We start from the raw sequence: 9402 nt of genomic DNA on the forward strand, positions 1-9402 counted from the left end.
CCCCTATACATCCGCTGCTGTTTCTTTTGTGCAGCGGCGCGTCTTTGGGATGCCCGTGCTCCCTCAAGCGCAGCAAGACGGCGAGACGATGGCAAGCCGGGGCTTGCTTGGCTCGCAGCCTTCGAGAGCATCCGTCTATATTGTTTCACATTATTCGAGCCGGATGAAGATCCCATGAATGAGTGCCTCTCCCGCCTTCTGCAGCGCCGCTCCGTTCCTCCGCGCTGGCTGGGCGAGCCGGGCCCGAGCGACCAGGAGGTCGAAAATCTCCTGAAGATCGCGTCCCGGGTGCCGGATCATGGCAAGCTGGTTCCCTGGCGCTTCATCCTGATCCAGGGCGAGGGGCGTCAACGCCTCGGGGAGACGCTGGCCGCAGCCTTCCAGGCGGACAATCCAGGTGCCGGCGCGGAGCAGGTCGCCGTCGAGCGGGAGCGCTTCACGCAGGCACCTCTCATCATCGCGGTGGTGTCCCGCGTGGTCCCGCATGTGAAGATCCCGGACTGGGAGCAGGTTCTCTCGGCAGGCGCGGTCTGCATGAACCTTCTCACGGGAGCGACCACGCTCGGCTATGGCGCGTCCTGGCTCACGGGCTGGGCCGCTTTCGACCGGCGGGTGCTCGATGCTCTGGGGCTGAAGCCCGATGAAAGAGTGGCCGGCTTCGTACACATTGGTACGGCCAAGGAAGTGCCTGCCGATCGGGACAGGCCTGATCTCGCAGATATCGTGACGCGGTTCTGATACGTTCGTTCGTCGCATTGTCTCGCGGCGAACCGGTACCCCCTTCGCCGGATAATTGCCCCATCATGTTCTACGAAACCTCGACCAACGCCCACGGCCTCCCGCACGACCCGTTCAAGGCCATCGTCACGCCTCGGCCCATCGGCTGGATCACCGCTATGAGTGCGCAAGGGGAGGTGAACCTTTCCCCCTACTCCTTCTTCAACGCCATCTCCGAGCGCCCGCCCATGGTGGCGTTTTCCTCGGCGGGCAAGAAGGATGCGCTCACCTTCATCGAGGAGACGGGGGAGTTCGTCTGCAACCTGGCGACCTACGACCTGCGCGAGCAGATGAACGCCACATCGGCCGTTCTGCCGCGCGGTGAGAACGAGATGGCGCATGCTGGGCTGACACCCGCGCCCTCTCGCCTCGTGAAGCCGCCCCGGGTGGCGGATGCCCTCGCCGCGCTCGAATGCAAATGGCTGCAGACCGTGCCGCTCAGCCCTTTGGGCGGAGGCGATCCGTCCTATTACCTCGTGATCGGACAGGTGGTCGGCATCCATATCGACGACCGCTACATCGTGAACGGCCTCGTCGACACCGCCGCCATGCGCCCCATCGCTCGCTCAGGCTACCGGGATTACTTCGTGGCGACGCCCGAGACCAAGTTCTCGATCACACGTCCTGGCGGCTGAGGCACTTCCGGTCTGGCGCGAGGAATTTGCCGCTCTAGAGCCGGCCAGCGCGCCTCAGGAGCCGCTCGGCCCGCAGCAGGTGCGGGCGGTCGAGCATTTCGCCGTTGACGCCGACGACGCCCGCTCCGGGATGGGCCTTGAAGGCCTCGATCACGGCCTGTGCTCGCTCGACAGCTTCAGGGGACGGAGTGAAGGCCTCGTTGATCACCGGCACCTGAGCCGGATGGATCGCCATCTTGGCGACGAAACCATCGCGCCGCGCCGCCCGGCACTCGGCTTCGAGGCCGGCCATGTCGCGGAAGTTCGTGAAGACGGAATCGATTGCATCGACGCTCGCCGCCGCGGCGCCCAGAAGGGCGAGGGAGCGGGCGAGCCGGTACGGATCCGTATAGGCGCCGTCCTCTCCACGATTGGCCTCGGCGCCGAGATCGGCGGACAGGTCCTCGCCGCCCCAGGTCAGGCCCATGAGACGGTGGCTCGCGCCTGCGAACGTACCCAGCGCGAACACGCCGGCGGCATTCTCCGTGCCGATGGCGAGGATCCGGGTAGCGCCATCCGCCAAGCCGAATTCCGCCTCGCGCACCGCCAGCTTGGCGCCAAGATGGGCCACGTCCGCTCCGCCGACCGTCTTGGGCAGCACGATCCCGTCCGGAGCAGACCGCATCACGCCGTCGAGATCCGCATCGATGAGGCCTGTCGTCAGTCCGTTGACGCGAACGAAGAGACGGGGACGTTCAGCGTCCTTGCTCTGCTCGGAGAGAAACGCCGCGGTGATGCGCCGGGCCTCTTCCCTGGCGTCGAGTGCGACCGAGTCCTCGAGATCGATGAGGAGCACGTCGGCTCCCGAATTCATGCCTTTCTCGAGCTTCTTCGGGCTGTCGCCCGGCACGAAAAGCAATGACCGCATCAGGGGCTCCTCTTGCGCATGAGGGCCTGCCGACGGCATTCCGCCACGAGCGTGCCGTCCTGCTTGTAGGCGCGGTGGATGAAGTCGACGATGCCGGCATCGGGTCGGGACTTGGACTCGCGCTTGGCGACGATCTCCGTCGTCGCATTGATCGTGTCACCCTCAAAGAGAGGCGCGGGAAACTTCACATCCGTCATGCCGAGATTGGCGATGGTCGTGCCCACCGTGGTGTCGTTGACGGAGATGCCGATCATGAGGCCGAGCGTGAACAGGGAATTCATGAGCGGCTTGCCCCATTCCGTTTCGGTGGCGCAGAAATGCGCATCGATGTGGAGCGGCTGCGGGTTCAGCGTCATGTTGGAGAACAGCATGTTGTCCATCTGCGTCACCGTCCGGGTCAGGCGGTGCTCGATGGTCGTGCCGACGACGAAATCCTCGAAATAGAGGCCGCCCCTCGGGTGCCTGTTCTCATCGTTCATGTCGTTGCCTCATCGTTTGGACCGGCATGTTGGAGCCCATGCCTTTGCTGCCATCAATAGCCGAATTGTTCCCGTAGGATTCGTTCGTCAAGGCTGTGGCCGGGATCGTGCAGCATCACGAGATCGACGCTGCGGTCCATTGAAACATGCACGTGGGAGACGTTGCGGAATTCTGTGTGGTCCGCCACCGCGCTGACCGGGCGGTTCTCGGCTTCTAGGACTTCGATCTGAATCTTGGCGTAATCCGGCAGAAGCGCCCCGCGCCAGCGGCGGGGACGGAAGGCGGAGATCGGCGTCAGGGCGAGCAGGGGCGCATTGAGCGGCAGGATCGTCCCGCCGACGGAGAGATTGTAGGCGGTCGATCCGGCCGGCGTCGAAACCAGGATGCCGTCGGCGATGAGCTCGGGGATCCGCACGTGCGAATCGACGCTCACGCGCAACTTTCCGGCCTGGTAAGTCTGCCGCAGCATGGAGACTTCATTGATCGCCCGCGCCGTATGCGCCACGCCGTGCACGTCCCAGGCCACCATCAGCAGAGGGTGAACGACGCCGCGCTCGGCCGCTTCCAGCCGCTCGAACAGGTCTTCTTCCCGGTAATCGTTCATCAGGAAGCCGACCGTGCCCTTGTTCATGCCGTAAATGGGCTTGGCCGTGCCCATGAACCTGTGGAGGCTCTGCAGCATCAGACCGTCGCCGCCGAGCGCCACGATGGCATTGGCCTCCTCGGGAACAACATGGGGATAGCGGCTCTGCAAGGTCTTCAGGGCGCCCTGGGCGTCGGGCGCGGCGCTGGCGACGAATGCGACATTGTTGAAACGGCGGGCCATGCCCAGTTACCCTCGTTGAGTCCGACCGCATGCGGAGGAAAGGCATAGCATGGATCGCCCACTTCTCGTCTATACGACCTTTCCCGATGTGGACATCGCCCTGTCGATCGGGGAGGGACTTGTCCGGGACCGGCTGATCGCCTGCATCAACGTGCTGCCGGGCATGCGGTCCGTCTATGCCTGGAAGGGCAGCATCGAGCAGGGACAGGAGGCGGTCGCCATCCTGAAGACCCGCACGGGCCTTCAGGATCAGGTGCACCGGGCGATCAAGGAGAGGCATCCTTATGAGACGCCGGTCATTCTCTTCATCGAGCCGACCGGCGCGGATGCGGCCACCCTGGAGTGGCTTCTCACGGAAACGGCTGGAAGCCAGCCGACGCCCTAGACAGCCGGGCTCCATTGCACCGGCACGAAGCGGAACCCGCTGCCGTCCTTCGCAATATGGCCGGTCGCCGGGAAGGGCGCATGATAGAAGGCGACCTGTGCCCGCTCGGAGGCGGCCAAGTCCAGCATCTTGTAGCGGGTGGCCCGGGCCTGGTCGGCATCCATGTCGAAAACGGCCGACCAGTCAGGATTGCGGACGAAAAGGGCAGGATGGTTCGCCGTATCCGAGAGGATCAGCAGGCGTCCCGAGCCCGACGAGAGCATGTAGGCCGTGTGTCCTGGCGTATGGCCCGGCGCGGCGATGCTCGTCAGACCCGGCACGATCTCCTTGTCCATCTCGTAGTGCTTCACGTCCTTTGCGATGGGACCGAACACGCGGCGGGCGCCCTGGAAACCACCTCTTGCAGCCTCAGGAGCTTGGTTCATGCGGGTATCGTCCATCCAGAAGGCCCATTCGGTCGCCGGCACCAGGACCTCGGCATTCGGAAACACGGCTGTGCCGTCCTTGCGACGAAGGCCGTTGATGTGGTCGCCATGGAAGTGGCTGATGACCACGGTGTTGACCTGCGACGGGTCGAAGCCGGCCGCGCGGAAGTTGTCCAGCCACCGGCCCGTCGTGGGAGCGCCCGAATCTCCATTGCCCGTGTCGATCAATGTCACTCGGCCACCTTGATTGAGAACGAGCGTGGTGAAGGAGTTTTGAATGGTGTCCTGGGGCATGAATGCCTCGCGGGCCGCCTGCTGGACGGCCGAGAGTTCCGCGTTGCGGATGAAGCCCTCGAGAGCACGCGGGGCAGAGCCGTCATTGATGGCCGTCACCTCGATATCGCCGACCCTGTAGCGATAGAAGCCAGGCGCCTGGCGGGTGCCGGATCCCTGCGTCGGAGCCGGATTCGAGGTGGCGGTCTGGGCCAAGGCGGGACCTCCGAGGGGGGTGGCAGCGAGGGCGGTGCTGGCAAGAACGGTGCGGCGTGTGATTGTCATGAGTGTCTCCAGGCGTGGGAGCAGAAGCCTAGAACGGCTACGCTTGGAGACAAGAGAGCCGCTTTTCACAAGTCAGCGAGCGGAATTGCCATGTCAGTCATCTCCGGAGAGATGATGCATGGCAATTCCGCTCGTGGTTGCCACATTCAGGGAATCGAAGCCGCCGCTCATCGGGATGGATACGGTTCTGGTCCGGGCCAGCAGTTCCGGAGGCAGCCCAGGTCCTTCGGCTCCGAGGAGCAGGGCAGTTCGCGGGAACGGTTTGACTCGCGAGAGGATCTCATTGCCTGACGGGGACAAGGCAATCACGTCGAAGGACGCTGCCTGCAGGCCCTGCACCATCGCCTCCGCCGAGGCGACCCTGGTGAAAGGCACCACCAGAGCCCCTCCGACCGACACACGGACGGCCTTGCGATAGAGCGGATCGCAGGTCTCCTGGTCGAGCAGAACCGCCCCGACTCCGAAGGCCGCCGCATTGCGGAAGATCCCGCCGACATTGTCATGGTTCGCCAAGCCGATCAGGCCGACCACCAGCGCATTCCCGGGCATCTGCGAGAGCAATTCCTCGACCGGCGGCAGGGGAGCCCGATGGGCGATGGCCAGGATGCCTCTGTGGATCGGAAAGCCCACGATGGCATCCATCACTGTCCGGTTCGCCGTGTAGATCGGAACCTCGGGAGACAGCAGATCCAGTGCGTCGCCCAAGGTCCCCAGCCGGCTCTCCGCCAGCAGGAGCGACTCGATCCTGAAGCGGGACTGCTTCAGGAGAAGCCTCAGGACGACTTCGCCTTCCGCGACGAAGCGATGCTGCCGCCCGACGAGATCGCGCTCCCGGACGGCACGGTACGGCTCGATCCGAGGGTCGTCGGGGTCTGAGATGGCGAGGGGCATAGGGTCTCTACGAGCTGGAGCCGACCTGGATATTCTCGTCTGGCTAATGCCGGAAAGCGCCTTTGCCTATGCAGGGCATCTCCGGGAACAACGACTTGGCATTCCGGTTAGCCCCTTGAGAACGCTGGGACTGCCGGGCGCGGTCCTTTGCAGGGAGACGATCGATGGATTGGGATATAGCCGACGGTTGGGTTTGGGCCCTCGTGATTATCGGCGGGCCTTTGCTGATCGGCATCTTCATGGCCGTTTACAGCAGACGGCGCCGTAGATTGACGCGAACCGAGCAGAAGGTGTCCGATCAGGCCGCTCACGAAAACTGGGGCAAGGAGCGCATTCGTTAGGAAGACGCGGATCTGACGCGGATGGCGCCGCAGCGGAGATGAGAACCGCTCGAAGGCCGGTTCACGATAAGCAGGCCCTATGCCTGTCGGTGATGAAGGCTCAATGGCCGGGCCATGAGCCGGAGGCCGGCTCGTCACGCGCCAATCCGGCGAGCTCTCTCGACAGCCGGGTCGCCATGACCGCGGCCACGACCGCGGAGGCTATGGCGGCTGAACCCATCACATTCAATAAGAGAACATCCACATGTGCCTCCACCACGACATGGAGCGTGCAGCCTAAGCCTCGTGCCTGGAAACTCTGCATGGGCAGCGGGACTACCTCGGCGGGCAATCTGCCGTCGACGATTGGGTAGGGCGCCGATCCTGTTCGCTCTCGATGATGTGACCCGTCTTCCGTCGAATGTGCCCCTGGGCAGGCGGCGGCGCGGAAACATTCGAGCCGCTCATCCGTCGACAGGAAACCTGGAGAAACGAGGACAGAATGATGAAAGCGATTACGGCGCCATTGCTAACCGTGCTGTTCCTGGCCTCGCAGGGTGCTGCGATGGCCCAGGGGGATCCCGCGACGCGAGCCTGCATGCAGGGCGAGCAGGAAATCGGAGGAACCTGCCAGCCGCTGACCAGATCGCCCGGTCGGTCGAGCAGCGGTGGTATGGATTCAGGAAATCCCGGCAGCACTGGCAGCACCGGTGGCGGCAGCTCGCAGGGCGGACAGAATTCGGGCGGTTCCGGAGGGCAGGGCAACGGCGGATCCAGCGGGAGCGGAGGCACTGGCGGCGGTCAGTGAACGCTTCCCACACGGGGCATGAAGCGGGTGCCAATGGAGTTTTCACGAATGGTCCGGCGGGAGGAGGTCCCTCCCATCGGAGGAATGGTGCCGGTGGAGAGGATCGAAAACTCCTCCCAATGGCTATAGCCTATCTGAAACAATAACTTAGCGAGTGTCTGGTGTCTCAATGTGTGAGACTTCAGTGTGACTAAGTCAAGCCCATTCATAATGAGTAAGGATACTTGAATCGACCGACTTGAGGGACAGGTCGAGACTTATCCCGACTGAGAGCATCGGTCACTCCCAATAGAAACTGAGGTCCCAATTACGGGCCTCTTTTGTTTAGCCGAGGTTGTGCCTCTTTAGGGCCAAGATTTGCCGTGGGCTTTACCCGTTGATGCGCGGGAGCCTCGCCATGCGACGCCTCAGTCTGTTCTTATTGCTGATTGTATTAGCCTCAGTGCTGGTGCTGCTCTTAGTCCTGTTGGCGTTCATAGCAAGTGTGTTGGTCTCGGCACTGATATTCCCCTGAAGGTGTATCTCAATGATGCCGTTCGCTCTTGGCGATCTGTAGAAGCTGACCCTCTATCGCCCTCATTCTCGTCATTAGCCGATCCAGTTGAGTGAGGACTGCCTTCTCGTCTTGGCGAGCTTGTTCCAAATCGGCGCTGGATGAGGCGTGTTTGATCCTGTTCAAAGCATCCGCTAAGCGATGATCTAGTGCCCATAGCTGACGTTCGAGATCGTAATACTCGTGACGAAGCTCCACCTTAGACAAGGCTTGGCTATCCCTTCGATCAGGCTCCTTAAGAACCATCATAACGTATGTCGGAAGCCTTTATTCCATTCTGCCGTCATGGAGCCGTGAGGTAAGCCTTGGCAGATCGCGGACCATCCAAGTGTCCATCTCATCCCTAGCCCTGAGATAGTCCGGCATGGGGATGAACGAGGTATCAAGGTCGTGAATAAATGCGTGGTCCTTTGCTCCTACGATCGGATCAACAGAGCTGGTGATCGCGGGGTCTGTGGTTCTGCGGCTGACCCAGAAGGGCACGAGGAAGATGGCAGCGGCACCGAGACAGGCCAGCAGCATGGTCGCGGAAAAATCCATTGGCAACAGGTCTCTCCGAAGCAAAACTCTCCTAGTAGCTTGCCACGCTGAAGGGCTTAATCAACGCAATATGAAGCTAGGCAGAGGACCAACTAAGGTCTTAGGGCTGTTTGAACTGGCAAAGTGGAACTCTGCTCATGGGCCAGGGGTTGGCGCTAACATAAGTTAATCCGCTCCAGTGCCGATTAAAGGTTGCTCAGGGTCTCTCGATGCTCATCGTACGTTCCGACCAAGTTGTCTCTCAACGGCATCCCCCCACAACAGCGTCCCATGTGGACTCGAGTGTTCGTGACACCTACCTGGGTCTGCTGGGGCTCCCTGTTCCTGAGCGGTTCATTGAGTTGGTGCAATCGTACCCAGACCAACAAGGGGCGGACTCAGGGAATAGGAACTGCGGCAGCCATGCCCCTCTATTACATAGATGTTCGGAGTAGGTTCGGCGTCGATGAGGACTGCGATGGCGTGGACCTACCCGACCTAGCGGCTGCTCGTGCTGAGGTCCTCAAAGTCGGGCATCGACTTGTGGAGCGGTGGGCTGAGATGCCGCCTGATGCTCGAGCTGAGATCATCATTGAGGTGATTGATGAGCGGCTCAAGTACGTCCTGAGAGTTTCTCTGCCGGAGATTCAGCAGGGTCTATTCATTGGCTAGGGACTCACTGAGCCAAAAGGAAACGCCCCAGCGCAAAAGCCGGGCGGGGCTCTCACAGCTGGGGCTTGAGTAGGGCTGGGTGCCATCCACGCCGCTAACGTAGTGAAGCCCAATCTCGTCGGTCAACGAGAGGATTGACGAATGGTGAGCTATGGCGGAAACTGGGTGATGACGGTGTGAGAAGGGCGGCGTATCGAGGCGGGTGTCGAGCCTGCCAGAACCTCTTCGAGAGAGCGATACGCCATGAACGAGACTACCAACATTGTCCGCTTTCGTCAGCCCGACACGATTGACGATCCCCTGACCGATATTCTGCGGACTGGCGCTCGCAAGCTGCTGGCCCAGGCTATTGAGATCGAGGCTGAGGCCTTTCTCGCCAGCATGCGCGATCTCAAGCTGCCGGATGGCCGTGAGCGTTTGGTCCGGCACGGCCATGGCCCCGAGCGCACGATCCAGACCGGCATCGGTCCGGTGGCCGTCAGCCGGGTCAAGATCCGCGATCGCGGCGATGAGGGAGAGGACCGCATCCGCTTTTCCTCAGCGATCCTGCCGAAATGGGCGCGGCGGACCAAGAGCCTGGATGCGCTGCTGCCGATCCTCTATCTGCGCGGGCTCTCCACCGGAGACTTCCAGGAGGCGCTTTCAG

14 protein-coding genes are annotated in these 9402 nt (G+C 62.2%); 7 read left to right on the forward strand and 7 right to left on the reverse strand.

Features of this window, described 5'->3' with window-relative positions; translation table 11 throughout:
* Window positions 1–174: 174 nt before the first annotated feature.
* Together FS320_RS15035 and FS320_RS15040 are read left to right on the forward strand one after the other, a co-directional pair.
* Entirely contained in the window at window positions 175–738 is a 564-nt protein-coding gene (locus FS320_RS15035; RefSeq protein WP_152712666.1) for a nitroreductase family protein, read from the forward strand.
* A 65-nt stretch (window positions 739–803) separates the two neighbouring features.
* Window positions 804–1412 carry a flavin reductase family protein gene (locus FS320_RS15040; RefSeq protein WP_152712667.1) on the forward strand — a complete coding sequence of 203 codons (609 nt, stop codon included), beginning with the start codon at window positions 804–806 and terminating at the stop codon, window positions 1410–1412.
* Window positions 1413–1446: 34 nt separating this feature from the next.
* On the opposite strand, the gene FS320_RS15045 is transcribed toward FS320_RS15040, so the two are convergent.
* Genes FS320_RS15045 through FS320_RS15055 form a run of 3 tightly spaced genes read right to left on the reverse strand, consistent with a single transcriptional unit; the run spans window position 1447 to window position 3625 of the window.
* Window positions 1447–2319 (reverse strand): HpcH/HpaI aldolase/citrate lyase family protein, encoded by an 873-nt coding sequence (locus FS320_RS15045; RefSeq protein ID WP_152712668.1) that lies wholly within the window; start codon window positions 2317–2319, stop codon window positions 1447–1449.
* Entirely contained in the window at window positions 2319–2798 is a 480-nt protein-coding gene (locus FS320_RS15050; protein WP_152712669.1) for a MaoC family dehydratase, read from the reverse strand. The genes FS320_RS15045 and FS320_RS15050 overlap by 1 nt, the downstream gene beginning before the upstream one ends.
* A 53-nt stretch (window positions 2799–2851) precedes the next feature.
* A complete protein-coding gene (locus FS320_RS15055) occupies window positions 2852–3625 on the reverse strand; it encodes an NAD kinase (RefSeq protein ID WP_152712670.1) in 774 nt (257 codons plus the stop codon).
* Window positions 3626–3674: 49 nt separating this feature from the next.
* Between FS320_RS15055 and cutA the strand changes: the two genes are divergently transcribed.
* Window positions 3675–4010, forward strand: a complete 336-nt coding sequence (cutA, locus tag FS320_RS15060) for a divalent-cation tolerance protein CutA (RefSeq protein WP_152712671.1) — start codon at window positions 3675–3677, stop codon at window positions 4008–4010.
* Here cutA and FS320_RS15065 read toward each other — a convergent pair.
* Together FS320_RS15065 and FS320_RS15070 are read right to left on the reverse strand one after the other, a co-directional pair.
* Window positions 4007–4993 (reverse strand): MBL fold metallo-hydrolase, encoded by a 987-nt coding sequence (locus tag FS320_RS15065; protein WP_152712672.1) that lies wholly within the window; start codon window positions 4991–4993, stop codon window positions 4007–4009. The genes cutA and FS320_RS15065 overlap by 4 nt on opposite strands.
* Before the next feature lie 93 nt (window positions 4994–5086).
* A complete protein-coding gene (locus FS320_RS15070) occupies window positions 5087–5884 on the reverse strand; it encodes a TrmH family RNA methyltransferase (protein ID WP_152712673.1) in 798 nt (265 codons plus the stop codon).
* A gap of 164 nt (window positions 5885–6048) precedes the next feature.
* Here FS320_RS15070 and FS320_RS45165 point away from each other — a divergent pair, with 164 nt between their 5' ends.
* Window positions 6049–6225 (forward strand): hypothetical protein, encoded by a 177-nt coding sequence (locus tag FS320_RS45165; RefSeq protein WP_153885306.1) that lies wholly within the window; start codon window positions 6049–6051, stop codon window positions 6223–6225.
* A 100-nt stretch (window positions 6226–6325) separates the two neighbouring features.
* Here the strand turns inward: FS320_RS45165 and FS320_RS45170 are convergent, their stop codons facing one another.
* Window positions 6326–6469, reverse strand: coding sequence for a hypothetical protein (locus FS320_RS45170; RefSeq protein ID WP_153885307.1), 144 nt, complete (start codon window positions 6467–6469; stop codon window positions 6326–6328).
* Window positions 6470–6706: 237 nt separating this feature from the next.
* On the opposite strand from FS320_RS45170, the gene FS320_RS15075 reads away from it, so the two are divergent.
* Window positions 6707–7012, forward strand: a complete 306-nt coding sequence (locus tag FS320_RS15075) for a hypothetical protein (RefSeq protein ID WP_152712674.1) — start codon at window positions 6707–6709, stop codon at window positions 7010–7012.
* Window positions 7013–7832: 820 nt separating this feature from the next.
* Here FS320_RS15075 and FS320_RS15080 read toward each other — a convergent pair.
* A complete protein-coding gene (locus FS320_RS15080; RefSeq protein ID WP_152712675.1) occupies window positions 7833–8105 on the reverse strand; it encodes a hypothetical protein in 273 nt (90 codons plus the stop codon).
* Between the two features lie 402 nt (window positions 8106–8507).
* Between FS320_RS15080 and FS320_RS15085 the strand changes: the two genes are divergently transcribed.
* Both FS320_RS15085 and FS320_RS15090 read left to right on the forward strand, forming a co-directional pair.
* A complete protein-coding gene (locus tag FS320_RS15085) occupies window positions 8508–8756 on the forward strand; it encodes a DUF6894 family protein (protein WP_152712676.1) in 249 nt (82 codons plus the stop codon).
* A 243-nt stretch (window positions 8757–8999) separates the two neighbouring features.
* Window positions 9000–9402: transposase (locus FS320_RS15090; protein ID WP_192926291.1), on the forward strand; the 403-nt coding region annotated here is incomplete at its 3' end.

Source organism: Microvirga tunisiensis (genome assembly GCF_009296175.1).
GTDB classification, from domain to species: domain Bacteria; phylum Pseudomonadota; class Alphaproteobacteria; order Rhizobiales; family Beijerinckiaceae; genus Microvirga; species Microvirga tunisiensis.

What these genes read in the sequence shown, in the direction of transcription:
- FS320_RS45165 (WP_153885306.1), top strand. Translation starts at nt 6,049, where the DNA reads ATGGATTGGGATATAGCCGACGGTTGGGTTTGGGCCCTCGTGATTATC.
- FS320_RS15065 (WP_152712672.1), bottom strand. Translation starts at nt 4,993, where the DNA reads ATGACAATCACACGCCGCACCGTTCTTGCCAGCACCGCCCTCGCTGCC.
- FS320_RS15035 (WP_152712666.1), top strand. Translation starts at nt 175, where the DNA reads ATGAATGAGTGCCTCTCCCGCCTTCTGCAGCGCCGCTCCGTTCCTCCG.
- FS320_RS15080 (WP_152712675.1), bottom strand. Translation starts at nt 8,105, where the DNA reads ATGGATTTTTCCGCGACCATGCTGCTGGCCTGTCTCGGTGCCGCTGCC.
- FS320_RS15050 (WP_152712669.1), bottom strand. Translation starts at nt 2,798, where the DNA reads ATGAACGATGAGAACAGGCACCCGAGGGGCGGCCTCTATTTCGAGGAT.
- FS320_RS15085 (WP_152712676.1), top strand. Translation starts at nt 8,508, where the DNA reads ATGCCCCTCTATTACATAGATGTTCGGAGTAGGTTCGGCGTCGATGAG.
- FS320_RS15070 (WP_152712673.1), bottom strand. Translation starts at nt 5,884, where the DNA reads ATGCCCCTCGCCATCTCAGACCCCGACGACCCTCGGATCGAGCCGTAC.
- cutA (WP_152712671.1), top strand. Translation starts at nt 3,675, where the DNA reads ATGGATCGCCCACTTCTCGTCTATACGACCTTTCCCGATGTGGACATC.
- FS320_RS15040 (WP_152712667.1), top strand. Translation starts at nt 804, where the DNA reads ATGTTCTACGAAACCTCGACCAACGCCCACGGCCTCCCGCACGACCCG.
- FS320_RS15055 (WP_152712670.1), bottom strand. Translation starts at nt 3,625, where the DNA reads ATGGCCCGCCGTTTCAACAATGTCGCATTCGTCGCCAGCGCCGCGCCC.
- FS320_RS15045 (WP_152712668.1), bottom strand. Translation starts at nt 2,319, where the DNA reads ATGCGGTCATTGCTTTTCGTGCCGGGCGACAGCCCGAAGAAGCTCGAG.
- FS320_RS15075 (WP_152712674.1), top strand. Translation starts at nt 6,707, where the DNA reads ATGATGAAAGCGATTACGGCGCCATTGCTAACCGTGCTGTTCCTGGCC.